The organism is Actinocrispum sp. NPDC049592, from assembly GCF_040675465.1.
Lineage (GTDB): Bacteria > Actinomycetota > Actinomycetes > Mycobacteriales > Pseudonocardiaceae > Kibdelosporangium.
Window position 1 is genome coordinate 229,184 of record NZ_JBFAPA010000008.1, and the last position, 24,017, is coordinate 253,200.

Below are 24,017 nucleotides of genomic sequence, written 5' to 3' on the forward strand. Positions count from 1 at the left end.
GGCGTGCTGGCTCAGTTTTCGCTCAGCCGCCCATTCCGGCGGCGCGCCTTTCGCCGCTCCCACCGCGGACAACGTGGTGGGTCTCTCCCAAGAAGTGAGGACCGAAGTGTCCCGAACCGTCCACAGGCTGCGCGTGGGTGTGGTGTCCCTCGCGGTCACCGCGGCGGTGCTTTCGCCGCCGATGACGACCGCGGCGCAGGCCGCCGCGCATGTGACCAATCCGTACGTGGGCGCGACGCAGTACGTCAGCCCCGACTACGCCGCCGAGGTCAACGCGCAGGTCGCCGCCGACCAGGCGACGAACCCGGCGTTGGCCGCGGCCGAGGCCAAGATCGCCAACTACCCGACCGCGGTGTGGATGGACCGGATCGCCGCGATCACCGGCGACAGCGTCCACCACGGCCTGCGGTGGCATCTCGACCAGGCGCTGGCCCAGCAGCAGGGCAGCACCCCGATCGTGGTCCAGGTGGTGGTCTACGACCTGCCGGGCCGTGACTGCGCCGCGCTGGCCTCCAATGGCGAGCTGCCGGCCACCGCCGCCGGCCTGGCGACCTACAAGACCGACTACATCGACCCAATCGCGGCGATCTTCGCCGACCCCAAGTACGCGGGCCTGCGGATCGCGGCCATGATCGAGCCGGACTCGCTGCCCAACGCCGTCACCAACCAGAGCAAACCGGCCTGCTCCACCGCCACCCCGTTCTACGAGCAGGGCGTCGCGTACGCGCTGAACAAGCTGCACGCGATCTCCAACGTCTACAACTACCTGGACATCGCGCATTCTGGGTGGCTGGGTTGGTCGAGCAACATGGGTCCGGCCGCCCAGGAGTTCGCCAAGGTGGCCAAGGCGACCACCGCCGGGGTGGCCAGCGTGGACGGTTTCGTGTCCAACACCGCCAACACCACGCCCACCACGGAGCCGTTCCTGCCCAACTCGACGATGCAGGTCGGCGGCCAGCCACTGGACTCGGCCAAGTTCTACCAGTGGAACCCGTACTTCGAGGAGAAGGCGTACGACGAGGCGATGTACTCGCAGCTGGTGGGCCAGGGCTTCCCGGCGACCATCGGCATGCTCATCGACACCTCCCGCAACGGCTGGGGCGGCCCGGCGCGGCCGACCGCGCTCAACCCCTCGCCGACCACACCGGATGCCTACGTCGCGGCCAACAAGATCGACCAACGGGCCTTCCGCGGCAACTGGTGCAACCAGAACGGCGCGGGCCTGGGCGAGCGGCCCGCCGTGCAGCCCTACGGCGCCTCCGCCCACATCATCGGCTTCGTCTGGGTCAAGCCACCTGGTGAGTCCGACGGCGACTACCCGACGGCGTCGCACAGCCACGGCGATCCGCACTGCGACCCGAACAGCACCAACAGCGACGGCAACGGCGGCACGTACCCGACCGGCTCCATCCCGGGCTACAACGTGCCCGCCGGCCAGTGGTTCGGCGCCCAGTTCCAGCAGCTGGTGACCAACGCCTACCCGCCGGTGACCGGCGGTACCGGTTCGGTGAGCGTGACCAACCCGGGCAGCCAGACCAGTGTCGTCAACACCGCGGTCAGCCTGCGGATCACCGCCACCGACACGGCCGGCGGGACCCTGGCCTTCAGTGCGACCGGGTTGCCGGCCGGACTGTCGATCAACGCCTCGACCGGCCTGATCTCCGGCACACCGACCGCGACCGGCACCTCGGCGGTGACCGTCACCGCCAAGGACTCCACCGGACCGTCGGCCACGGCGTCGTTCTCGTGGACCGTGACCCCGCCGGGCAGCAACACGGTCACGGTGACCAACCCCGGCGGGCAGAGCACCACGGTCGGTACCGCCGTCAGCCTGCAGATCCAAGCGACCGACTCCGCGGCCGGGCAGACGCTCACGTACTCGGCCACCGGGCTGCCGGCCGGATTGTCGATCAACGCCTCGACGGGTCTGATCTCCGGCACGCCGACCACTGCCGGCACCTCGTCGGTGACCGTCACCGCCAAGGACTCCACCAACAGCTCCGGTTCGGCGTCCTTCAGCTGGACGGTGACCCCATCCAACGGTGGCGGCGGATGTTCGGCCGCGTACGCGATCGGCAGCGACTGGGGCTCCGGCTTCACCGCGAGCGTCACGGTGACCAACACCGGCAGCACAGCCACCCGGTCGTGGAAGGTCACCTGGACCTGGTCGGGCAACCAGGTGATCACCAACAGCTGGAACACGGTGGAGAGCCACAACGGCGCGAACGAGACCGCCGTGAACGCGAACTACAACGGCGTGATCGCGCCGGGCGCGAACACCTCGTTCGGCTTCCAGGCGAGCTACAGCGGCACGAACGCCAAGCCCACCCTCACCTGCACCGCCAGCTAGCGATCCTCGTGGTGGGCCGCTCCGCGCCCGCGGGGCGGCCCACCACGGTTCCGGCCCGCGGCCGAAAACCACTTCCCAAGGAGTGACGCCCTGATGTCCAGATTTCGCACGGCCGCCGCGGCGGCCGCCCTGGCGCTGGCCGCCTGCGCGGTCACGTCGGTGGTCGCCGCACCGGCCGCGTCGGCCGACACGACCACCTGCTCCCCCACCGGGACCATCTCCGCCGGGGAGTACATCATCCAGGCCAACGAGTGGAACTCGGCCGACCGCCAGTGCATCACCTACACGTCCGGCACGGCGTGGTCGGTGAGCACGGCCAACTTCAACCTCTCCGGCGGCGCCCCGGCCACGTACCCGTCCATCTTCAAGGGCTGCCACTGGGGGCTGTGCACGCCCGGCAGCGGCCTGCCGATCCAGGTGAGCAAGCTGGGCAGCGCGGTCTCGTCGTGGAGCACCGTCCAGCCCGGTTCCGGTGCCTACGACGTCGCCTACGACCTCTGGTTCAACTCCACGCCCACCACCAGCGGCCAGCCCGACGGCACCGAGATCATGATCTGGCTCAACAGCCGCGGCGGCGTGCAGCCGTTCGGCTCACCGGTCGGCAACGCCACCATCGCCGGCCACAACTGGACCGTCTGGACCGGGCAGCAGACCGGCTGGAAGATCATTTCCTACGTGCTGAACCCGGGTGCCACCTCGGTGAGCAACCTGGACATCAAGGCGATGATCAACGACTCGGTGGCGCGCGGCTCGCTCAACCCCGCGCACTACCTGCTCGACGCCGAGGCCGGGTTCGAGATCTGGCAGGGCGGCCAGGGCCTGGCCACGACGAGTTTCTCCTTCGCCGCCACCACTGGCGGGGGCGGCGGGGACACCAGCCCGCCGACGGTGCCGGGCAATCTCGCGGTCACCGGCACGACCAGCTCCACGGCCGCGTTGTCCTGGTCGCCGTCCACCGACAACGTCGGGGTGGCCGGGTATCGGGTGTACCGCAACGGAACCCAGGTCGCCACCACCGCCGCAACCAGCTTCACCGACACCGGGTTGTCGGCCTCGACCCGGTACACCTACTCGGTCGCCGCCTACGACCAGGCAGGCAACGTCTCGGCGCAGTCCGCTGGCGTGACCGCCACGACCTCACCGGGCGGTGGCGGCGGTGGCGGATGCACGGCGACCTACACGGTGAGCAACCAGTGGGCCACCGGGTTCACCGCCAACGTGACGGTCACGAACACCGGGACCGCGGCCACCACCGGCTGGAAGGTGACCTGGACCTGGGCGGGCAACCAGCAGATCAGCAACACCTGGAACGGGGTGGAGAGCCACAGCGGCCAGAGCGAGACCGTGACGAACGCGAACTACAACGGAGTGGTCGCGCCGGGCGGTAACACGAGTTTCGGGTTCCAGGCAGGCTATTCGGGGACCAACACCTCGCCCACGCTGACCTGCACAGCGAGCTGAGGTGACGGGCGGATCGTGCCGACCGGCACGATCCGCCCTGTCAGTGCTTGTCCTCTACTTCCACAGATCGCAGTTGTGTTCCCTGGCAATGCTTTGGTCGGGCACGAGAGTGGAACCGCCGGTGTCGAGCGACATCACCAGTGCCGAACCGGTGAAACCGGGCCAGGGCGTCCATCCGGCGGCGAGAGGCCGGCCGGTGCGCACGAAGTTGCCCCAGGCGTCGACCATGTCCTTGGCCAGCCGCCGTTCGGCGGCGGTGAAGGTGGGCGCGATCGGCGTGCCGTTGTCGAAGCTCGGCCACAGGTAGGCCAGTTCGGCGGCGTGGCCGGCGCCCCAGACGTAGCCGGGGATGGGAGTCAGGCCGGGGCCGGTGCGGTGGGCGAACTCGTAGGCGAAAGTGGTGGTGTACCGGGCGAAGGTGCGGGTGAGCTCCCGGTTGGGGCAGCCGCCGATGCGGGCGATCAGGCCGGAGTCGGTCATGATCGCACCGGCCAGGTACGCCGCGGTGAACCGGTCGGCGTTGGCCGGCCAGGGGTAGCGCGCGAGCACGGCGTCGGCGCGGTCCGGGAAGCTCGATCGCACGAATCCCTCGTAGGCCTTCTGGTCCTGCCCGATGAACCCTTGGGCGAACGTGCGTCCCTCGTCCCGGTTCGCTCCGATCACGACCGGTACCCGGGCGAAGGTTCCGTTGTGCACGGCGACATCCGGGGCCTGTGGCAGCGCCGGAACGCCGTCCACGAACCGGGGGTTGACCTGGGTGTCGACCAGGCGGCCGGCCGGCAGTGCCCGCAGGCAGGCGACGGCGGTGGCCGGGTCCGTGCAGCCGAGTGCCTGTGCGGCGGTGGTGCCGGAGGTCTCGGCCTGGGCGAGGGTCTGGCTGAAGCACGAACCGCTCTGGATCATCGCCGCGTGGAACAGGCCGCGGGAGCCCGGTGCGGTCAGGTGGGCGCAGACCGACCAGCCGCCAGCCGATTCGCCACCGATGGTCACCTGGCGCGGGTCCCCGCCGAAGGCGGCGATGTTGCGCTGTACCCAGCGCAGCGCGGCCTGCTGGTCGAACAGGCCGTAGTCGCCGGACTGCCCGCCGCCCTCCGCGGTCAGGCCGGGGTGGGCGAGGAAACCGAACGCGCCCAGCCGGTAGTTGATGGTCACCACGACGGCACCCGTGCGGCTGACGATCAGGCTGCCGTCGTGCTGGTTGGAACTGCCGTTCTGCAGGCCGCCGCCGTGAATCCAGAAGTACACCGGCAGCTTGCGTCCACTTTGGACGAACTTGGGCCGCTGCACGTTCAGGAACAGGCAGTCCTCGGTCTCCGATCGTGGCCCGTTGGTGCTGGCAGCGGCGGGGCACCGGTTGCCGTAGGCCGTTGCGTCGCGCACTCCCGGCCAGCGGGGTGCAGGTTGCGGAGCCCGCCACCGCAACTGTCCGACGGGTGGCGCCGCGTAGGGCACACCGAGAAAGCTGTCCACACCGCCATTTTCGCTACCACGCAGAACGCCGGTGTCCACCCGCACAATGGGTGCTCGGTGACCGGTGTCCGCCACCGCGACGGTGGCGCTCGCCAGCGGCAGCATCCCGGCGAGCAGTCCCAGCACGATCCTCATCCGCATCTTCGCCTCCTGGCAGTTCGACGAACGATTCGAACCAACGCCGCTCAGGCTCTTAGTGCGCGCTTCGAGCTAGGTGGTGGCTGAAGAAACCACCACAGGACATGCGGTTCAGGCTAGCGATGGCTCAGCGTGCGTGCCAGTCGCGGAAGGCGTCGAGCAGGGTGTCATGGGCTTGCTGGGTCAGGGTTTCCGGTGGGAGGCGGCCGAGTTCGCCGATGGTGACGCGGAACTGGTCGAGGTAGCGTTCGCAGCCGTCGCATTCGCTGAGGTGATCGAGGAACGCGGCCTCGGTGTCCTGGTCGAGGCTGCCGTCGAGGAACGCGGTGACCAGTTCGACGAACTCGTCGCAGTTCATGCGCGCTGTCCCCCAGACGCCATCGGTGTCCTGCCCAGGTACTCCGCCAGCCGTTCCCGGATCGCGGCACGCGCCCGGTGCAGCAGCACCCGTTGGTTGGCCGCGGAGATCTGCAGGATGTCACACACTTCGTCCGAGCTGTGGTCGGCGACGTCGCGCAGGCTGATCACCGCGCGCTGGCGGGCCGGCAGGCCCTCGAGGGCGCCGGCGATGACCTCCCGGATCTCCACCGTCAGCGCGGAGTGCTCGGGGGACGCCCACGCTTCGGGGAATTCGCGCCAGTGGCCGGGGTAGGCGCCGTCGCGGCCCTGGAACCGCTCGGGGTCGACGGTGGGACCGTGCTCCTCGTCCCCGGCGACCAGGCTGGCCCATGGCACCGTGCGGTGCTCCTGGGTTCCGCGTTTTTTGGCCGTGTTGACCAGGATCCGGTACACCCAGGTCTTGAACGCCGACCGGCCCTCGAACCCGTCCATGCCCTTGATCACGGCCAGCCAGGTCTCCTGGACGACCTCCTCGGCCGAGGCGTCGGTGGACACGAACGACCGGGCGAGCCGCAGCATCGACGACGACCACGCCTCGAGGACCGACGCGAACGCGCGCTCGTCACCGGCACGCAGCGCGGCGACGAGGTCCTCGTCCGGCGGAAGCTGGATCACCAGGCGAATATAGCCGCGCGGACCGGCGAAAACGGTGACCGTCATCTTACGGCCGCCGGTTCGCGCGTCCGCAGCAACGCCAGCGCGCTCGTCGGGAAGACCAGGACCGACAGCAGACCGGCGCACACCAGCGCGGCCGCGGTCACCGGGTTCATCAGCCCGGTCAGCACCCCGATCTGGGAGGCGGTGACCAGGAACGGCAACGAGGTCGCTTGCAGCAGTCCGGCGGCCAGTACCGGACGACGGCCGAACTCCCGCCAGTACAGCAGGGCGGGAACGCCACGGGCCAGCAGCAGTGCGGCGAGGAACAGCGGCACGCGGGTCAGTGCCGCCGGGTTGGCCAGCAGGCCGGACAGGTCCAGCCGCAGCCCGCTGGTCACGAAGAACACCGGGATCAGGAAGCCGTACCCGATCGCGTCGAGCTTCACCCGGAAGTTCGGGTGCGACGCGGCGTCCTTGTCCAGCAGCCTGACCACCGCGCCCGCGAGGAACGCGCCGAGAATGCTTTCCAGTCCGAAAGTTTCGGCCAGGGCGGTGAACGCGACCAGAAGCACCACCGCCGCGCGGACCCTGATCTCGGCGGTCGTGTCCTGCAGCCGGATCAGGGTCGCGCCCAGCCGCCGCGACCGGCCCGCCAGCGACACGACCACAGCGGTCACGACGACCAGCAGGACGAACGCGGCCAACAGCACCACGCGGCTGCCCGTGCTGCCGCCCGACGCGGAGAACAGCAGCGACAGCAACACAACCGCGCCGAAGTCCGCGACCGAGCAGGCGGCGATCACGACCTGCCCGAGCCTGCTGCCCGCCTGCCCGGCGTCCTTCAACACCGGCACCACCAGCCCGAGCGAGGTCGCCGACAGCGCGACCGCGATCAGCAGCGGGCTGCGTACCCACCCGGCCGCGGCGAACGCCGTGCCCGCACCAAGCCCGACCGCCAGCGTCACGAGGTAACCGATGAGGGCCAGCCGCAGCACCGGACCGCGCAACCGGTGCACGTCGATTTCCAGGCCTGCCAAGAACAACAGGAACGCCAGCCCAAGCAGGGCGGCGATCTGCACCGGCAGGTCCGGTTCGACCCAGCCCAGCCCGGAGGGACCCAGCGCGATCCCGGCCACGATCTCCAGCACCACCGCCGGGATGCGCAGCTTCGGTGCGAGCCCGAGCAGCAGCGGCGCGATCAGGGCGATCGCGGTGACCGCGAACAGGTTGACGAACCCGGTGGCGGGCATGGCGGCCTCAGCGGTACTCGGGGTTGGCGAAGTCGAACCGGCAGCCCGCGTCCCACTCGCTGCGCTGGTTGCCGTGCGCCGGTATCCCGCCGGCGTCCTTGAGCATCCGGGCCAGGTGCATCAGGTTCCAGGTCATGAACGTGGTGTTGCGGTTGGTGAAGTCGTTGTCCGGACCGCCCGAGCCGGGGTCCAGATAGGACGGTCCGGGCCCGGCCTCGCCGATCCACCCGGCGTCGGCCTGCGGCGGGATGGTGTAGCCGAGGTGCTGCAGGCTGTAGAGGACGTTCATCGCGCAGTGCTTCACGCCGTCCTCGTTGCCGGTGATCAGGCAGCCGCCAACCCGCCCGTAGTAGGCGTACTGCCCGGCTTCGTTGAGCAGGTGCGAGCAGGCATACAGCCGTTCGATCACCAGCTTGGTCACCGAACTGTTGTCGCCCAGCCAGATCGGCCCGGCCACCACCAGGATGTCAGCGGCCATCACCTTCTCGTAGATCGACGGCCACTCGTCGGTGGCCCACCCGTGCTCGGTCATGTCCGGCCACACACCGGTGGCGATGTCATGGTCGATCGCCCGCAGCACCTCCACGGCCACGCCGTTCTTCTGCATGATCTGGCGGCTGACGTCGATCAGCCCCTCGGTGTTGCTGGTCTCCGGCGAGCGTTTCAACGTGCAGTTGATGAACAGCGCACGCAGATCGTCGTAACTGGGCACGGATCGTCCTTTCAGAGCAGTTCGGCGTCTTGCTCGACGCAGAGCAGGGTGGGGCCGTCGGCGGCGAACATCGCGGTCATCGCGTCGTCGAGCTGGTCGCGGCTGGTGACGCGGATCCCGGTGGCGCCGCACAGTTCGGCGTAGGCGGCCCAGTCCGGGTTGCACAGGGAGGTCTGCCAGACCGGGTAGTCGCCGGCGAGTTGTTCCTTGCTGATCTTGCCGAGCGCGTTGTTGTTGAGCAGCACGTGTTTCACCGGGATCCCGTACTTGACGGCGGTGGTCAGCTCGGTGGCGTACTGGCCGAACCCGCCGTCGCCGGTGACCGCCACGATCGGCCGGCCTGGTGCGGCGGCCCACGCGCCGAGCGCCGCCGGGTAGCCGAACCCGATTGAGCCGAGGTACCCGGACATCAGCACTGGCTGGCCCTTGGACTCCAGGTACCGGCCAAGTGAGTAGGCGTGGTTCCCGACATCGACGGTCACCACGGCGTCCTCGGGCAGGTGGCGCGACAGCGCGTCGAACACCGCCGCGGCGGCGACTCCCCGGCCGCGGTCGTCACGGGCCCGCCGGGCCTTCTCGGCACGCCAGATCTCCTGGCGGGCGGCCACATCCGGCCGCTGGTCGGTGGCCTTGGTCTCGCCCAGCGCGTCGGTCAGGGCGGCCACGGTGAGCTGCGCGTCGCCCAGCACGGCCGCGGTGACCCCGTTGAACCGGCCGATCGCGGCGTGGTCGTCGTCGATCTGCACGATCGGTTTGTAGGTGGCGATCCCGGTGTGGTTGGCGAACGATGCGCCGACCACGATCAGCAGGTCGGCCTCGTTCATCAGCCAGCTGGCGACCGGGGTGCCGCTGCGGCCGAGCACTCCGGCGCCGAGCGGGTGGGTGTCGGGGACGAGTCCCTTGGCCTTGAAGGTGGTCAGCACCGGCGCGTTGAGTTTCTCGGCCAGCGCCAGGGCTTCTGTGGCCGCTGTCCGGGCGCCGTGTCCCACGATGATCACCGGCCGCTGGGCGTCCCGCACCAGACCGGCGGCCGCGGTCAGCGCGAACGAATCCGGCCGCGCGCGACGGTCGGACCGTCGTCCGTCCGGTGTGGACGCCGCCGCGTCGCTGGGCTGGACCTGCACCTCGTCGGGCAGCACCAGATGCGCCACACCGCGGCCGTCCACCGCGTGCTTCACCGCCAGCGCCGCCAGCTCGGCGTGGTCGCTTCCACTGTGGACGGTTGTGGTGGACACCGCCACATCCCGGAAGACCGCGGAGAGGTCGACGTCCTGGAACGCGCCGCGACCGAGCACTTCGGACGGCACCTGCCCGGAGATCGCCACTACCGGGGCGCCGTCGAGTTTCGCGTCGTACAAGCCGGTGAGCAGGTTCGTGGATCCGGGTCCCGCGATGGCGAAACACGCGGCCGGCCGGCCGGTGAGCTTGCCGTAGGCGCTGGCCGCGAACGCCGCCGCGCCTTCGTGCCGGATCCCGATGTACGTCAGCTCGCCGCGGTCCTCCGCCCGCCGCAACGCTTCGGCGAACCCGAGGTTGGAATGCCCGACCATGCCGAACACATACCGCACGCCCCACGCGACGAGGCTCTCCACCAGCACATCCGCGACCGTCCGGCTCGGCGGCACCACCGCCGGGAGTTCCACGTACACGCCATCGGCGCGCTCCTCGACCGGGAAGGTCGCGACCGAGTCGCCGAAGCCTTCCGGTGGCAGGCCGGACACCGGGTGGTAGTCGTAGCCGTGCCACGGGCAGCGCAGCCAGCCCTTCTCGATCGACCCCTCCCCCAGCGGCCCGCCCTGGTGCGGGCACCGGTTCTCCAGTGCGCCGAGCCGGTCGCCGCAGCGCGACATCGCCACGCTCCGGCCATCGACCGTCACGCTGCGAACCCGGCCGTCCGCGGGCACGTCCGCCGGATCCACCCGGTGCCACGACCTGTCCGGTGTGTCACGCTCAGACATGTAACGCCTCCCTGGCTCGCCGACACTGCGGTGACGGCATGCTCAGTGCCACCAACCCACCCAGGCGTTACACGAGGAGTCCGGACATGACCGACGCGGCACTGACCACCACCCGGCGTTTCCTGCACGGCGCCGCCGAACTGCTGCTCGCCGGACCGCAGTGGCGCACCAGCAAGAGAATCACGCTGACCGTTGTGGACGGCGGGTTCGCCACGATCACCCTGCCCGAGGTCCGCGTGGAAAGTGACGAACTTCTTACGTCATCGGCCCGCGTGCCCCTCAACGGCCGCACCTATGCCGACGTCGGCGCGCAAGCGGGTCTCGAGGCAGCCGCGCCCACGGACATCTACCACGACGGCTCGGGCGTGGGACCGGACGAAGTGATCACAATGGACACTGCGGCGCTCGGCAGGTTGCTGTCGGCCTTCGCTGAGGCCGACCGCGCGTTGCGGGACTTCGCCCCGGACCTCACGCCGGTGCTGTGGCCGGAGCACTTCGACGTCGCCATCAGTCTGGACCAGGTGAACTATGGCGTGTCCCCCGGCGACGGCTACCTCGCCGAGCCGTACGCGTATGTGGGCCCGTTCGAACCCCGGCAGGGCGAGTTCTTCAACGCTCCGTTCGGCGCGGCCCGTCCCGTCAGTGATCTGGGTGGTGCCGAGGCGATCGCGGAGTTCTTCCGGACCGGGCGGAGCCTGCTGTCCTGAGCCGTAAGCATCCGGTAAGGGCCTTTTGCGGTGTTTGTGCGGTCTAATCGGGACATGACTCGTCGTCGGAAGATCATCTGGGCAGTCGTCGCGGTCGTTGTCGTCGGCGGCGGGTTCGGTCTCTGGGCGTTCCAGCCGTGGAAGCTGTTCACCAGCAGCACGATCGACGAACCGGTGCCGGTCGCCGCAGTGTCCACTTCGGCCACTGCACCGGCCACTACATCGGCCACTGCATCGACTGCGGCGCCCGCTCCGGCTCCCAGGCAACTGGCGGCAGGCGCGTTCGTCTCCCAGGAACACAAGACCACCGGTCAGGCCGCGGTCCTGCAGCTCCCCGACGGCTCGCGCGTCCTGCGGCTGTCCGACCTCGCCGGCTCCGACGGCCCCGACCTGCACGTCTGGCTCACCGACACCCCGGCGGGTGCCGGCTGGAGCACCTACGACGACGGCCGCTACATCGAACTCGGCTCCCTCAAAGCCACCCACGGCAACCAGAACTACGCCATCCCCGCCGACGCGGCCCTCAGCGGCCTGCACAGCGTCGTCATCTGGTGTGACCGCTTCAACGTCGCCTTCGGCTCCGCCCCGCTGGACCTCTGACCCGCCGGCCGCCGATCACGAGAACGGGCATTGGTACCACTCGTTCTGCCACCCCTTGGGGAGCAGGTAGTCCTGGCACCACACGGTGTTACTGCTGCTCACGAACACCGCTACGCTGCGCGCCTTGATGGCCGGGTCTTCCTTGAACGAGTACCAGTAGGTGTTGTCGGCGTGCCCGTTGCCGCCCATCTGGTGCCAGCCGCCCGAGCCGGGCCATGTGTGCCAGATCGTGAGGTTGGGCGCGATGGCGAAGCACTCATCACTGCTGCTGACCCAGTCGACGACGATGACATCCGTGCCGGGCTTGAACGTTCCGTAGTAGCCGTAGCAGCTGACCCGGCCGGAGTCCGGCACGGGGGTGATGCGGAGGATGTGCGGGCGCTGCAGGTCCGCTGACGCCGGTCCGGGGTTGAGCACAGTGGACAGCAGGGCGGTGACGACCGCCAGGAGCACGCCCATGACGCGCATCCGGGATCTCCCCATGGTTTTCCCCTCGATTCGACTCGTGATCATGGCGCCGACAGCGTGGGTCACGTCCCGTACGAGGGACTTGCGGTTTTCTGCATTGCCCTGGTCAACGCCGGCGTCCGCGTGTCGGCGAGAATTCGCCTTGTCGATCGGTGAGGATGGCGGGGACGAGAAGGAGCCGACATGAGCGACTGGAACGACCAGACGATCGCGGAGTTCCGGGCGAACGAGGGCAGGGTCGGCGGGGCTTTCGAGGGTGCTCCGCTGGTCCTGGTGCATCACCGCGGCCGGACCAGCGGCCGGGAGTACGTCGCCCCGATGATGTACCTCCCGCACGACACCGACCCGGACGTCATCTACGTCTTCGCGTCCAAAGCCGGAGCGCCCACCGACCCGGACTGGTACCACAACCTGGTCGCAGCCGGGAACGGCAGCGTCGAACGCGGAACCGAGACGTACGACGTGACGGTCCGGGAGGTGACCGGAGCCGACCGCGACCGCATCTACGCCGAACAAGCGAGCCGCTACTCCGGTTTCGCCGACTACGAACGCAAAACCGCGGGAATCCGCACGATCCCGGTGCTCGAACTCACGCGGGCGTAGCCGGTCACACGGACGAGATCCGGGTGGCCATCGAAGTTCACCCGGAGCCACTCGCCAGGAGCACCGGTCGTCGAGTCCAGTCAGGGGACCCGGCCATGTGTTTCGCTACGCTGGCGAAGGCGATCCGACCCCGGGACGCACCGAAGATGATTGTGGAGGACGCATGCCCGTCTCGAAGGCCCACGCGAACTGGAACGGCGACATCCCCACCGGGTCCGGCCAGTTCACCGCCGGGCAGAGCATCAGCGGCGGCGTCACCTACAAGTCCCGTTTCGAGGACGGCCCCGGGTCCAACCCGGAGCAGCTCATCGCCGCGGCCCACGCCTCCTGCTACTCGATGGCGCTCGCGAGCACCCTGGCCAGCGCCGGTTTCCCCGCCGAGTCCATCGAGACCGACGCTTCGGTGACCCTGCGTCCGGTGGACGGCGCCCCGACGATCACCAAGATCGAACTCGTGACTCAGGGCCGAGTCCCCGGCGTGGACGAGCCGACCTTCCGCCAGTTCGCCGAGCAGGCGAAGGCGAACTGCCCGGTCAGCCGCGCGCTGGCGGGCGTCGGTGAGATCACCCTGGAGGCGACGCTCGCCGGCTGAGGATCGAGGTCGGTCCGTCAGGGCTGGGCGGCACACCCGGCCCTGACCTTGCCTCATCCTCAAGGATCAGGCGGCCAGCGGGTTGCGGCGGAAAGAACTCGCACCTGTTTGTCCAGCCCAGAAAATGCGACAGTGAACGCATAGCGGACAGTTCCCGCCGGCTTGCCCTTGTGGGCGGCGATGCCTGCCCAAAGGGTCGGCTCGCACGGCAACTGGCGGGCAAAGGCCTCTCCCTAACATTCGGGCCATGCCGACCCATGATCGAGGCGTGGAGCAGGATCCGGGCGTCCCAGGGGCACAGCGGCCGCCCGCTCGACTGCCTTTGGTGGGTGGACTGCCTGCGGCCGCGGGCAATCAGGCGGTTGCCCAGTTGCTGTCCGTTCAGCGGGACCCGACCGGACCCGGTACGAGCACGAGCACGGCGCCGCCGCTTGCCGATGCCGCGCTTCAACGTGCGGAGACGATCCGTGGCGCGGCGAGTGCCAGGCTGCTCAAGGTGGCCGCCTACAACGAGCGGGCCAGCGCCGCGATCGACGCCTTCCGGGCCAAACGCAGCGACTACGACCGCAACTGGGGACAAGCCTGGGGGCAGCATTCCGGTGTGCTCACCCGCGGCGGGCAACAGGCCGCGACCCAGAACCTCATCGAAGGCGTCGTGGTCGGCGCACTGGCGAGTGTCGTGGTCGCGGCGGCGGCAGCGGCGCTGTTTCCCGCCGCGGCAGGCGCGGCGATCTTCACCGGCACGTGGTGGGCGTTCAACGCGGGAACCGCGGTCGGCTCGTCGGTCGTCGGTACAGCGGCCATGACCGGAATGAGCGGCGACCCCTCACCCAACTCACTGGGCCGCCCCAGTGTGCCGGGTCCGACAACGGGCGAACACGACGCGGAGACCGACACCTGGCGCAGTGTGTCCACATTGGAAAGTCATGCCCGCGCGGTGTCGAACGCCGCGCCGCGGTTCGGACTCGAACTGGGCAACGCCGAGTACGCCATCGCCCAGGTACGCGCCCATACCGACGGCGGCACCCCGGACCAGAACTGGGACCACACCCTGGACATGGTGTCCACGCTGGCCAACTGGGAGAACGGACTCAGCGGTTTCGACACCGAGATCGACGCCAAACTCGCTGCCATGGCCGCCTTCCGCGACGCGGTGAACGCCTGGGAAGTGCCGTCGGCCACGCGGTTGGAGCGGGAGATATGGTACGCGTGGATGGCCCGTCTGGACGACACCACCGACGAAGCACTGGACCAGGACGCGATCCAGGACTACCTGACCGCCATGGGCCTGCTGCCGGACGTCTTCTACTTCAGCGACAACGACCAGCACCGCGCCGTCGCCGCCGCCCGGGCGCACGTCGCCCAGGCCACCAGCTCGGCACCGACACCCCCATAGCGGTGAGCCGCAAGCAGCGTGGGCAGGTCCGTCTTGCCTGCCCCGCTCGAGCCGCCTCGTAGTCCACGCCGCGCAGCACATGCAGCTCCTCAGATGGATGAAGCGACGAACTCGTGACGGTCCAAAGCGACGGCCGGGCCCGCAATCCCCGTGCAGGGCCTGCAGAAGCCTTGCAACTCGACCGGGTCGGTCCCCGACGACCTCGCGGATCGGCGTTCGGTCCGCCGCGGCCCGTTCGAACAGGTCGGCCAGGTCGTCGAGCAGCGATTCCGCGCTGGTGACGTCGAGCAAGCCGTGCCCTCGGCGATGTCGGAAAAGCCCTGGTCGCCCAGCCAGGCCGTGATCTCGTAGCCGTACGCCGGCCGTCCGGACAGGATCGCCAGAACAATCCCCTCCAGTACGCCCTTGAGGGTCTCCGTCACCTGTTTGCCCACCCCGCCGCACCTCCCGGGCTATTCAGCGTGGTCTTGGCGATCCGCGGCTGCACCCGGGCCTGTTCGTCCATACCGGACAGTGCGCGGGCGACGATCGCGCCGTACCCGGCCGGGTGCACGGCCGACTCGACCCCGCCCGTGGCCGGCTGCGGCGAGTCGAGCAGGTTGTCCACCAGGCCCGTGAGCCGGTCAGCGGACTCCGCCACACCCACGAGCAGCACCGCGGTGTCCTCGTGTCGGACAGGTCCAGATCCGGCGCCCTCAGGCCACCGCCAGCGGCCTTGACGGAGGTCAACGGCGTGCGCGGATCATGCCCGACCGCCGAGAGCAACGCAGTCCGCAGTTCGGCGCGGCGCCGTGCCGTACGTGCCTCGTTGGCCGTCCGCTGTTGCCGCAACGCGAGCAGTGCCTGACCGGTCCGCGGCCTCGAGCACTCGGCGGCCGTGCGCGGGCAATGCCCAGGTCAGCACCCTTGGTGCCATCTTGAGCCAGAGTGATGCCAGATAGGCTTGCGTCGCTGCCATGCCCATGCCATAGTGATGCCATGGACCTGACCTCGTATGTGGGCAACCTCGGCCGGGAGTTCGCGACGCTGGCCGAGGCCGGCGGCGAGGAGTCGCGCGCACTGGTCGAGCGGCTCACCGGGTCGCTGGAGCCGGCGATCCGGATGGCGATGCTGGAAGTGCTGTCGGCCGCCGCGGACGAGATCACCCAGGACCTGGTGCCGGGGTCGGTGGAGCTGCGGCTGCGGGGCCGCGATCCGCACTTCATCGTGACCGCTCCCCCGGCCGAACCGGCCCCGCCCATCGAGACCACCTCAGCGTCCACTGTGGACAACGAACCGCTGCTCAGCGAGGACGGCCCGGCCGCGCGGATCAACGTCCGGATGCCCGAACAGCTCAAGGCCGCGGTCGACGAGGCCGCCGCCAAGGAGGGCCGCTCGGTCAACGCGTGGCTGGTCCGCGCCGCCGCGGCCGCCCTGCGCACCGCCGGCAACCGCCCCGAGCCACGCACGACCGGCACACGGCACAAGCAACGCCTCACCGGCTGGGTCCGCTAGCCACCACACGTCTCTGACCTGCGGAGACGTTTCACCGCACCACTTTGAGGGGACAGCCATGCCTACTTTCGACACACCCCAACCCATTTCCGTCACGCTCGAGCTCGGTGTCGTGGGCCTCGTGCGGTTCGTCGCCAGTGACCGCACCGACACCGTCGTCGAGGTGCGCCCGACCGACGAGCACGACGAGTCCGATGTCAAGGCCGCCGCACAGGTCCGGGCGAAGTTCGTCAACGGCGCGCTGCAGATCGACGGAACGAGGATCCGCGCCTTCGACTTCTCCCGTAGGACCAGGTCGGTCGACGTGACCGTGGAGCTGCCCACCGGCTCGCGGGTGGACGCCGACGTGCAGCTGGGCGACTTCCAGTGCACCGGCCGGCTCAGCCAGACCAGGCTGAAGACCCCGACCGGCAACGTCCAGGTCGAGCAGACCGGTCCGCTGACCCTCAACACCGGCGCCGGTCACGTCACCATCGACCACGTCGCCGGCACCGCCGAAATCCACACCGGCTCCGGCAAAGTGAGCGCGGGCCGGATCGACGGCACCGCGACCGTCAAGAACTCCAACGGTGACATCGAGGTCGACGCGATCACCGGCGACGCCCGGCTGCGCACGTCCAACGGTGACATCTCACTCGACCGGGCGGGTGCGGGGGTCGACGCCAGGACCGCCAACGGCACCGTGCGCGTCGGCGAACTGGTCCGCGGCACGGTCAACCTCGCCTCCGGGATGGGTGCGCTGGAGATCGGCATCGCCGAGGGCACCGCCGCCTGGCTCGACGCGACCACGGGTTTCGGCCACGTGCGCAACGATCTGGAGGAGACCGCCAGCCCGCGGGAGTCCGACGAGACCGTCGAAGTCCGTGCCCACACCGGTTACGGCGACATCACCATCCACCGCGCCTGACCGTCCAAAGGAGACACACCATGTCCACCCAAGCCATCGCGGTGACCGGGCTGCGCAAGTCGTTCGGCGACAACCTCGTTCTCGACGGCATCGACCTGAACGTCCCCCAGGGCACGGTCTTCTCGTTGCTCGGCGCGAACGGCGCGGGCAAGACCACCACGGTCAAGATCCTGTCCACTTTGATCAATGCCGACGGCGGCGACGCCCGGGTCGCAGGCCACGACCTGGCCCGCGAACCCGACGCGGTGCGCGCCGCGATCGGTGTCACCGGCCAGTTCTCCGCCGTCGACGGCCTGCTCACCGGCGAGGAGAACCTGCGCCTGATGGCCGACCTGAACCAGCTCACCCGCGCCGACGGCCGCAGGCGCACCGCCCAGCTGCTCGACCAGTTCGACCTGGTCGACGCGGCCGGCAAACCCGCATCCACCTACTCCGGCGGCATGCGGCGCCGCCTCGACCTGGCGATGACGCTGGTCGGCAGCCCCAAGCTGATCTTCCTCGACGAGCCCACCACCGGGCTGGACCCGCGCAGCCGCCGGACCATGTGGCAGATCGTCCGCGACCTCGTCGCCAACGGTGTCACCATCTTGCTCACCACCCAGTACCTCGACGAGGCCGACGAGCTGGCCGACCGGATCGCCGTCCTGGACCACGGCAAGATCGTCGCCGAAGGCACCGCCGACGAACTCAAGCGCCGCATCCCCGGCGGGCACGTCCGCCTGCGGTTCGCCGACGCCCGCGGCCGCGAAGCCGCTGAGCGGGTGCTGAGCCACGCCACTCGCGAGAACGACGCGCTGGCGCTGCGGGTGCCGAGCGACGGCAGCATGCACGCCCTCAAAGCGCTCATCGACCAGCTCGACGACCCGGCCATCGAGGTCGATGAGCTGTCCGTGCACACGCCCGACCTCGACGACGTTTTCCTGGCCCTGACCGGAAACCCGAAGAACGAGAAGGTGACCACCTCATGACCACCCTCGCAGCCCCGGCCGCGGGCCTCCGGTTCCACCCGCTGCGCGACTCGATGACCATGTTGCGCCGCAACCTCAAGCACATGCTCCGGTACCCGTCGATGACCGTGATGCTCATCGGGATGCCGATCATCTTCCTGCTGCTGTTCGTCTACGTCTTCGGCGGCACGATGGGCGCCGGGCTCGGTGGCGGCGGACGTTCGGCCTACGCCAACTACGTCGCACCCGCGATCATCATCATGACCGTGACCGCGACGGTCCAGGGCACCGCGATCTCGGTGGCCATGGACATGACCGAGGGCATCATCGCCCGGTTCCGCACCATGCACATCGCCCGCGTGTCCGTCCTCACTGGACACGTCCTCGGCAGCGTCATCCAGGCCATGTTCAGCATCGCGATCGTCACCGGTGTGGCCGTGCTGGTCGGCTTCCGGCCCACCGCCGGAGTGGACGGATGGCTTGCGGCGGCTGGGTTCCTGGTGGCCGTGACGTTCGCGTTCGTCTGGCTGTGTGTCGCGCTCGGCCAGGCCGCCAAGACCGTGGAGGCCGCCAGCAACACACCCATGCCGCTGATCCTGTTGCCGTTCTTCGGCAGCGGCTTCGTGCCCACCGACTCCCTGCCGGCCGGGCTGCGCTGGTTCGCCGAGTACCAGCCGTTCACGCCGATCATGGAGACGCTGCGCGGACTGCTGATGGACAGGCCGGTCGGCGACAACTGGTGGATCGCGCTCAGCTGGTGCGCCGTCATCGCGTTGGGCGGCTACCTCTGGTCCAGGAAACTGTTCAACCGCGAGTACTCCCGCTGACCCCGAAGGGAATGTGACGATGGACCACGATCCCGTCGACCGGCTGCCCCTCGCGCGTGCCGCGGGCTGCCCCTTCGACCCACCCGCGGAGCTCGGGCGCATCCGGTCGGAAAGCCCGCTGGTGCGACTGACCTATCCCGACGGCCATGTGGGCTGGCTGATCACCGGCCACGCCCTGACCCGTGCGGTGCTGGCCGACCAACGGTTCAGCTCACGCTACGAGATCGCGCACTACCCGTTCCCCGGCTTGACAGAGTTCGCCGAACTGCCGCCCGCGCCGGTCGGCGACATGACCGGAATGGACGCACCCGAACACACCCGCTACCGCGGCCTGCTCGCGGGCAGGTTCACCGTCCGCCGGATGCGCCGGCTCACCGACCGCGTCGAGCAGATCACCGCCGAACACCTGGACGCCATGGAGGAGTCGGGTCCCGGGCTCGATCTGGTCGCCGCCTACGCGCAGCCGATCCCCGCGGTGATGATCTGCGAGTTGCTTGGCGTTCCCTACGCCGACCGCGATGCGTTCCAGGCCGACGCGGCGACGATCACCGCACCGGACGCCACTGTGGAGGAACGCACGAACGCGTACATCGGGCTGCAGACCTACATGCGGGAGCTGGTGCTCGCCAAGCGCGCCAAACCCACCGACGACATGCTCAGCGACCTGACGACCACTGATCTCACCGACGACGAGCTGACCGGCCTCGGCACCTTCCTGCTCGGCGCGGGCCTCGACACCACCGCGAACATGATCGCGCTCGGAGCGTTCGCTTTGCTGCGCAACCCCGGCCAAGTCCCTGCGCTTATTGCCGATCCAGGTAACGCCGTCGAGGAATTGTTGCGCTACCTGAGTATTGCGCACACCGGGTTGCGGACCGCGCTGGAAGATGTCGAACTGGACGGGCATGTCATCAAGGCCGGTGAGTCGATCGCCATCTCCATCCATGCCGCCAACCGCGATCCCCACAAGTTCGCCGATCCCGACACCCTCACCTTGAACCGCAATGCCGCGGGCCACCTCGCTTTCGGCCATGGCATCCACCAATGCCTGGGCCAGCAGCTGGCCAGAGTCGAAATGACCATCGCCCTCCCGGCGCTGTTCACCCGGTTCCCCACTCTGCGCCTTGCCGTCCCACCCGAAGATGTTCCACTCCGTCCCGAAGTCCAGAACATCTACGGCGTCGAACGCCTCCCCGTCACCTGGACTCGCGACACCCCTACGAACTCCTAACAGGACAGCCGCCGGTACGCGCAAGCTTCCGGCGGTTGTTTCTCGCGGAAATCCGTGTCCGCTGGAATGACTCCGCGTCCCACAGCCCCGCGTTCCAGCAGGTCAGCGACCTGATCTTGTCCCAGTGTCCCATCTTCGCCGCACCCGCTTCACCGGCTCGCGCAGCGATGCCTACCATCTCGCCGCGGCGATCTCGGCCGCCGCGGAGACCCGCATCGATGCCCCGAGGGTGAGCCCCATACAGCGATACGGGGCCATGGGTGGTGTACAGCCTGAATCCCGGGGGCATCAAGGGCGGCTTCGCGCACGACCGGATCGACGTCGACCAGGTCTTCGTCCCGCTGGGCTGCGTGGCCACGGTCACCATCACCGAATTGACCGGCGTCAAACATTCCATCTACTGGCCCGGGAACTGGGACAAGCTCGGCAGTGACCAGACCGTCGAAGTCACCGGATTCTCCTGCCACGACGGCTACGTCTACGCCTGGGACAACATCTGGAACGACGACAACTACGCGAACTTCTCCTGCCGCTGGCTCGACGACGACTACAACTGGGGCGACAACTGCGGCAACTTCCGCAACCGCGCCAGCGCGGTCCAGAACAACAGCGCCCACAACAACTCCATCAACCTGTACTTCCACCCCAACCTCACCAGCGCCTGGGCCTGCCCCGGCCCCGGCAGCGTCTGGCGAGACCTGAGGTACAACTACTTCAACCACGGATCGGGCCGCGACGGCTACACCTGGGCCATGAACGACGAGATCGCCTCCTCCAAGTGGGTCTCCTCCTGCTGATCAACCCTCGGCCGTCTGGTACCTCAGCGCGTTATCGCAGAGGTACCAGACAGTTTGGCCGTTCGGTGGACGGCGGCAGTGACGCAACAAGATCGGCGGCGGTTTCAGAGCCCCGGGTTGGGGGCTCACCGCCGTGAGGGCAGCGTGACGGGTAGCGCTGGCTACACCTTTGTTGGGGTGCCTGCTAGATCGACTGCGTGGGGTGAAGCGGGCAGGATTGATGCCCGCGACAGCTATCACCTGGAGGAAAAGGTCTATGCGCCACCATGTTTCTTCGTCGGATCGTGCTGGGCGGTCACGGTGGCGGCGTGTGGTTCTGGTGCCGATGCTGGCGGCGAGTCTGGTGGTCACTGGTGGGATTCCGGCGACTGCGGCGCCTCAGTACGACGGGCTGCGGCGGTTGGCGCGAGAGTTGGTGGATGACGGGGTGCCGGGGGTGATCGTGCGGGTGGACGATGGCAGTGGTCATCCGGTTGAGATCGCTGAGCAGGCGCGCTGGGCCAGGCGGGATCATGTGCTGAGGGCGGACGACGAGTTCCGGGTGGGGTCCAATACCAAGACGGTGATGGCCACGCTTGTGCTGCAACTGGCCGGTGAGGGCAGGGTGGCGCTGTCCGATCCGGTGTCGAAGTGGTTGCCGGGCATGGTTCCGGGCGGTGACGCGATCACGGTGCAGATGCTGCTCAACCACACCAGCGGCCTGTACGACTACACCGAGGACCCGGTGATGTGGCCGTCGGCCGTTGGCAAGGACCGGCGGATGTGGACGTCGGCGGAGTTGCTCGCCGTGGGGGCGGCGCACGATCCCGAGTTCCCGCCGGGCACGCAGTGGTCGTACAGCAACACCAACTACGCGGCGATCGGCGCCATCCTGGAACGGGTCACCGGGACCGGCCTGGCCGACCTGGTCCGGGACCGGATCGCCCGGCCACTGCATCTCGCCCACACCTACTACCCCACTGACGCCACCTGGCGCGGCCCGCACGCCCGCGGCTACGAACCGGACGCCGCACACATGCCGCCCGGTGTGCCGGCCGAGTTCCGGGACTTCGCCGGGCCGCACCGCGACGGTCATGTGAATGTCTCCGACATCAGCCCGTCCTGGGGCGGGGCGGCTGGGGCGATGGTGTCCACCGCACAGGACTGGTCCCGGTTCCACAACGCCTTGATGTCAGGGAAACTGCTGCCTGCCAACCAATTGAGCCAGATGCTCACTACCGTGCCGGTACGCTCTGACGCCGGTTACGGGCTGGGTATCCAGACGCGCACTACCGAGTGCGGCACGCTCTGGGGTCACGACGGCGGCATCCCGGGTTACCTGTCGATCGGCATTACCGACCGCACCGGCACCCACACAGCCACCATCCTGATCACGACCGAGTCCTGGGCCGAGTTCGGCACCGACCCGAAGATCAAGGCGGCCAGCGAAGCACTCCAGAACGCCACGATCTGCACCATGCTCGGCAAACCGTTACCCACCGGCTGACCGACGGGCGAGGCGAGGACGGTGCGGCCGATGCTGATCTGCTGGACACCGACAAGGCGTGGGACACCATCCACCGGTGCCTGTCGGACAGCACGTTGAACATCACCGGCGGCGACATCCGTTGATCCTCGACGGGATGCAGGTGGACGCGGGGGACGGCTACCTGCCCCGAGTAGGTCGGGGACGTCGCGCACGCCCTCGGCCCGCTCACCGATCTGTCGTCTGCAGGGAATTCAGAAGCGACGTGCTACAGGTCGAATCCGCCGGACACCTCGATGTTCTGCGCCGTGATCCACCGGCCGTCCTCGCCCACCAGCCCGGCGATCGCCAGCCCGATGTCGTCGGGTTCGCCGACGCGTCCGAGCGCGGTCTTGGCCGCGAGGACGGGGATCATCTCCGGGTAACGCTCGAAACCGTTGTCGCCGAGGCGGGTCCGGGTGGCGCCGGGCGAGATGCTGTTGACCCGGATGCGCCTCGGGCCGAGTTCCTTGGCCAGGTACCGGCTCAGGACGACCAGGGCGCCCTTCATGGTCGCGTAACCGGAGTAGCCGGGTTCGGCGCGATCCGTGGAACTGCTGGAGGTGTTGACGATCGCGCCGCCGTCGGACATGAGCGGCAGCAGAGTCTGGGTCAGGAAGAACGGGCCTTTCAACAGCACGCGGAAGAACTCGTCGAACAACTCCTCGGTCGTGTCGGCGAACATCGCGGTCTTGGCGAAGCCCGCGTTGTTGACCAGGACGTCGAAGGTGTCGCGGTCCCATCCCCGCAGCACCTCGACGACCTCCGCCCGGAAGGCGGCGAAGGTGTCGCTGCGGCCCACATCCAACGGCAGCGCCACAGCGGTGCCGCCCTCCTGCTCGATGGCCGAGACCGTGTCCTTGGCGCCGGCCTCGTTGGAGCTGTAGGTGAGGATCACCGCGGTGTCCCGCTTGGCGAGCTGGATGGCGGCGCTCTGTCCGATACCGGAGCTTCCACCAGTGACGATTGCGACTCGCATGTTCTTCCCGCCTGTTCTGTTCGGGCTGATTTCGACAACACCCATAAGACCAGCTCAGGCAGGTCAACCGGCAGACCGAAGCTCTCGACTTCTTGCCTGATCCTCCCACCATGGCGAGAAACGCACCACGCCGAAAACTGCAGCCAGCAGTGGCGCCTTGGCTGACGGCAGGCATCACGATGAGCGTGGTCGTCGTTCGGTCGCGGGAGTTGGTACTGCGTTGTTGATGCGCCGCAGGCAACCCGTGGTGACGATCCTGTCGCCACCGTCGGTGGAACTGGACGGCGCGGCGGTGTTCTGGTCGAACATGGTGGGATCGCTGCAATCCGGACCGAGTTCACCGCGGACCCGACCCAGTCAGTGGTCGCGTCGCTCTCCAGACTTCGCCGGACAAGCACGCCGTGGTGCAGATCCTGGCGCGCCCGGTCCCTGGCCGACGGGCGCGAATCGCCCGGTGCGGGAGATGCGCACCGGACAATCGGCGAACCCGTTGGTGCGATTGATCGACCAGCTCACCGCGACGCCACCCACACCGCGGCCGACACCGACGCGGCCGACGAGTACCCGGGATACGCAAGGGGTGCCGAAGTACGCGGCGCAGGACCGAGGTGATCGTGCCCAAGCAGCGCA

General features: G+C 68.8%; 23 protein-coding genes and 1 pseudogene. 14 read left to right on the forward strand and 10 right to left on the reverse strand.

Going from position 1 to position 24,017, the window contains the following annotated elements; all coding sequences use genetic code 11:
- The first annotated feature begins 106 nt into the window (after window positions 1–106).
- Entirely contained in the window at window positions 107–2,350 is a 2,244-nt protein-coding gene (locus AB0J95_RS22045; RefSeq protein ID WP_364760593.1) for a glycoside hydrolase family 6 protein, read from the forward strand.
- Between the two features lie 93 nt (window positions 2,351–2,443).
- Window positions 2,444–3,811, forward strand: a complete 1,368-nt coding sequence (locus AB0J95_RS22050) for a cellulose binding domain-containing protein (RefSeq protein ID WP_364760596.1) — start codon at window positions 2,444–2,446, stop codon at window positions 3,809–3,811.
- Between the two features lie 54 nt (window positions 3,812–3,865).
- Here the strand turns inward: AB0J95_RS22050 and AB0J95_RS22055 are convergent, their stop codons facing one another.
- The 6 genes from AB0J95_RS22055 to AB0J95_RS22080 all read right to left on the reverse strand — a co-directional run bounded on the left by AB0J95_RS22055 (window position 3,866) and on the right by AB0J95_RS22080 (window position 10,335).
- Window positions 3,866–5,422, reverse strand: coding sequence for a carboxylesterase family protein (locus AB0J95_RS22055; protein ID WP_364760599.1), 1,557 nt, complete (start codon window positions 5,420–5,422; stop codon window positions 3,866–3,868).
- Window positions 5,423–5,546: 124 nt separating this feature from the next.
- Entirely contained in the window at window positions 5,547–5,777 is a 231-nt protein-coding gene (locus AB0J95_RS22060) for a zf-HC2 domain-containing protein (protein WP_364760602.1), read from the reverse strand.
- Window positions 5,774–6,433, reverse strand: a complete 660-nt coding sequence (locus tag AB0J95_RS22065) for a sigma-70 family RNA polymerase sigma factor (RefSeq protein WP_364760605.1) — start codon at window positions 6,431–6,433, stop codon at window positions 5,774–5,776. The genes AB0J95_RS22060 and AB0J95_RS22065 overlap by 4 nt, the downstream gene beginning before the upstream one ends.
- A gap of 41 nt (window positions 6,434–6,474) precedes the next feature.
- Complete coding sequence (locus tag AB0J95_RS22070; RefSeq protein WP_364760608.1) at window positions 6,475–7,665, reverse strand: cation:proton antiporter; 1,191 nt, start codon at window positions 7,663–7,665, stop codon at window positions 6,475–6,477.
- 7 nt (window positions 7,666–7,672) lie between these two features.
- Complete coding sequence (locus tag AB0J95_RS22075; protein WP_364760611.1) at window positions 7,673–8,377, reverse strand: flavodoxin family protein; 705 nt, start codon at window positions 8,375–8,377, stop codon at window positions 7,673–7,675.
- Window positions 8,378–8,388: 11 nt separating this feature from the next.
- Window positions 8,389–10,335: a thiamine pyrophosphate-binding protein gene (locus AB0J95_RS22080; RefSeq protein ID WP_364760614.1), complete on the reverse strand. Its 1,947-nt coding sequence runs from the start codon at window positions 10,333–10,335 to the stop codon at window positions 8,389–8,391.
- A gap of 86 nt (window positions 10,336–10,421) precedes the next feature.
- Here AB0J95_RS22080 and AB0J95_RS22085 point away from each other — a divergent pair, with 86 nt between their 5' ends.
- Complete coding sequence (locus AB0J95_RS22085) at window positions 10,422–11,042, forward strand: hypothetical protein (RefSeq protein ID WP_364760617.1); 621 nt, start codon at window positions 10,422–10,424, stop codon at window positions 11,040–11,042.
- A 54-nt stretch (window positions 11,043–11,096) separates the two neighbouring features.
- Window positions 11,097–11,642, forward strand: a complete 546-nt coding sequence (locus AB0J95_RS22090) for a DM13 domain-containing protein (protein WP_364760620.1) — start codon at window positions 11,097–11,099, stop codon at window positions 11,640–11,642.
- Between the two features lie 15 nt (window positions 11,643–11,657).
- Here AB0J95_RS22090 and AB0J95_RS22095 read toward each other — a convergent pair whose 3' ends face one another.
- Window positions 11,658–12,125, reverse strand: coding sequence for a hypothetical protein (locus AB0J95_RS22095; protein ID WP_364760623.1), 468 nt, complete (start codon window positions 12,123–12,125; stop codon window positions 11,658–11,660).
- Window positions 12,126–12,293: 168 nt separating this feature from the next.
- Between AB0J95_RS22095 and AB0J95_RS22100 the strand changes: the two genes are divergently transcribed.
- From AB0J95_RS22100 to AB0J95_RS22110, 3 genes are all read left to right on the forward strand, one after another.
- Entirely contained in the window at window positions 12,294–12,713 is a 420-nt protein-coding gene (locus AB0J95_RS22100; protein WP_364760626.1) for a nitroreductase family deazaflavin-dependent oxidoreductase, read from the forward strand.
- A 163-nt stretch (window positions 12,714–12,876) separates the two neighbouring features.
- The gene (locus tag AB0J95_RS22105; RefSeq protein ID WP_364760628.1) at window positions 12,877–13,305 is read left to right on the forward strand and encodes an OsmC family peroxiredoxin; all 429 of its coding nucleotides are present in this window, start codon (window positions 12,877–12,879) and stop codon (window positions 13,303–13,305) included.
- 247 nt (window positions 13,306–13,552) lie between these two features.
- A complete protein-coding gene (locus AB0J95_RS22110) occupies window positions 13,553–14,701 on the forward strand; it encodes a hypothetical protein (RefSeq protein WP_364760630.1) in 1,149 nt (382 codons plus the stop codon).
- 89 nt (window positions 14,702–14,790) lie between these two features.
- Here the strand turns inward: AB0J95_RS22110 and AB0J95_RS22115 are convergent, their stop codons facing one another.
- Together AB0J95_RS22115 and AB0J95_RS22120 are read right to left on the reverse strand one after the other, a co-directional pair.
- Window positions 14,791–15,135 (reverse strand): hypothetical protein, encoded by a 345-nt coding sequence (locus AB0J95_RS22115; protein WP_364760631.1) that lies wholly within the window; start codon window positions 15,133–15,135, stop codon window positions 14,791–14,793.
- Window positions 15,136–15,200: 65 nt separating this feature from the next.
- Window positions 15,201–15,593: pseudogene (locus tag AB0J95_RS22120) on the reverse strand (histidine kinase dimerization/phospho-acceptor domain-containing protein); the annotation flags it as partial.
- An 86-nt stretch (window positions 15,594–15,679) separates the two neighbouring features.
- On the opposite strand from AB0J95_RS22120, the gene AB0J95_RS22125 reads away from it, so the two are divergent.
- The 7 genes from AB0J95_RS22125 (at window position 15,680) to AB0J95_RS22155 (ending at window position 22,390) form a co-directional block, all read left to right on the forward strand.
- Window positions 15,680–16,195 (forward strand): ribbon-helix-helix protein, CopG family, encoded by a 516-nt coding sequence (locus AB0J95_RS22125; protein WP_364760633.1) that lies wholly within the window; start codon window positions 15,680–15,682, stop codon window positions 16,193–16,195.
- Between the two features lie 58 nt (window positions 16,196–16,253).
- A complete protein-coding gene (locus tag AB0J95_RS22130) occupies window positions 16,254–17,102 on the forward strand; it encodes a DUF4097 family beta strand repeat-containing protein (protein ID WP_364760635.1) in 849 nt (282 codons plus the stop codon).
- 20 nt (window positions 17,103–17,122) lie between these two features.
- The gene (locus AB0J95_RS22135) at window positions 17,123–18,070 is read left to right on the forward strand and encodes an ATP-binding cassette domain-containing protein (RefSeq protein ID WP_364760636.1); all 948 of its coding nucleotides are present in this window, start codon (window positions 17,123–17,125) and stop codon (window positions 18,068–18,070) included.
- A complete protein-coding gene (locus AB0J95_RS22140; RefSeq protein ID WP_364760638.1) occupies window positions 18,067–18,876 on the forward strand; it encodes an ABC transporter permease in 810 nt (269 codons plus the stop codon). The genes AB0J95_RS22135 and AB0J95_RS22140 overlap by 4 nt, the downstream gene beginning before the upstream one ends.
- A 19-nt stretch (window positions 18,877–18,895) precedes the next feature.
- Window positions 18,896–20,107 (forward strand): cytochrome P450, encoded by a 1,212-nt coding sequence (locus AB0J95_RS22145; protein ID WP_364760640.1) that lies wholly within the window; start codon window positions 18,896–18,898, stop codon window positions 20,105–20,107.
- A gap of 260 nt (window positions 20,108–20,367) precedes the next feature.
- Window positions 20,368–20,904 carry a hypothetical protein gene (locus tag AB0J95_RS22150; protein WP_364760642.1) on the forward strand — a complete coding sequence of 179 codons (537 nt, stop codon included), beginning with the start codon at window positions 20,368–20,370 and terminating at the stop codon, window positions 20,902–20,904.
- A 310-nt stretch (window positions 20,905–21,214) separates the two neighbouring features.
- Window positions 21,215–22,390, forward strand: coding sequence for a serine hydrolase domain-containing protein (locus AB0J95_RS22155; RefSeq protein WP_364760644.1), 1,176 nt, complete (start codon window positions 21,215–21,217; stop codon window positions 22,388–22,390).
- Window positions 22,391–22,637: 247 nt separating this feature from the next.
- On the opposite strand, the gene AB0J95_RS22160 is transcribed toward AB0J95_RS22155, so the two are convergent.
- Window positions 22,638–23,387, reverse strand: a complete 750-nt coding sequence (locus AB0J95_RS22160) for an SDR family oxidoreductase (protein ID WP_364760646.1) — start codon at window positions 23,385–23,387, stop codon at window positions 22,638–22,640.
- Window positions 23,388–24,017: the final 630 nt, after the last annotated feature.

Coding starts and splice junctions, on each gene's coding strand:
- AB0J95_RS22050 (WP_364760596.1), top strand. CDS start 2,444: ATGTCCAGATTTCGCACGGCCGCCGCGGCGGCCGCCCTGGCGCTGGCC.
- AB0J95_RS22055 (WP_364760599.1), bottom strand. CDS start 5,422: ATGCGGATGAGGATCGTGCTGGGACTGCTCGCCGGGATGCTGCCGCTG.
- AB0J95_RS22060 (WP_364760602.1), bottom strand. CDS start 5,777: ATGAACTGCGACGAGTTCGTCGAACTGGTCACCGCGTTCCTCGACGGC.
- AB0J95_RS22070 (WP_364760608.1), bottom strand. CDS start 7,665: ATGCCCGCCACCGGGTTCGTCAACCTGTTCGCGGTCACCGCGATCGCC.
- AB0J95_RS22080 (WP_364760614.1), bottom strand. CDS start 10,335: ATGTCTGAGCGTGACACACCGGACAGGTCGTGGCACCGGGTGGATCCG.
- AB0J95_RS22085 (WP_364760617.1), top strand. CDS start 10,422: ATGACCGACGCGGCACTGACCACCACCCGGCGTTTCCTGCACGGCGCC.
- AB0J95_RS22090 (WP_364760620.1), top strand. CDS start 11,097: ATGACTCGTCGTCGGAAGATCATCTGGGCAGTCGTCGCGGTCGTTGTC.
- AB0J95_RS22095 (WP_364760623.1), bottom strand. CDS start 12,125: ATGGGGAGATCCCGGATGCGCGTCATGGGCGTGCTCCTGGCGGTCGTC.
- AB0J95_RS22100 (WP_364760626.1), top strand. CDS start 12,294: ATGAGCGACTGGAACGACCAGACGATCGCGGAGTTCCGGGCGAACGAG.
- AB0J95_RS22105 (WP_364760628.1), top strand. CDS start 12,877: ATGCCCGTCTCGAAGGCCCACGCGAACTGGAACGGCGACATCCCCACC.
- AB0J95_RS22110 (WP_364760630.1), top strand. CDS start 13,553: ATGCCGACCCATGATCGAGGCGTGGAGCAGGATCCGGGCGTCCCAGGG.
- AB0J95_RS22125 (WP_364760633.1), top strand. CDS start 15,680: ATGGACCTGACCTCGTATGTGGGCAACCTCGGCCGGGAGTTCGCGACG.
- AB0J95_RS22130 (WP_364760635.1), top strand. CDS start 16,254: ATGCCTACTTTCGACACACCCCAACCCATTTCCGTCACGCTCGAGCTC.
- AB0J95_RS22135 (WP_364760636.1), top strand. CDS start 17,123: ATGTCCACCCAAGCCATCGCGGTGACCGGGCTGCGCAAGTCGTTCGGC.
- AB0J95_RS22140 (WP_364760638.1), top strand. CDS start 18,067: ATGACCACCCTCGCAGCCCCGGCCGCGGGCCTCCGGTTCCACCCGCTG.
- AB0J95_RS22145 (WP_364760640.1), top strand. CDS start 18,896: ATGGACCACGATCCCGTCGACCGGCTGCCCCTCGCGCGTGCCGCGGGC.
- AB0J95_RS22160 (WP_364760646.1), bottom strand. CDS start 23,387: ATGCGAGTCGCAATCGTCACTGGTGGAAGCTCCGGTATCGGACAGAGC.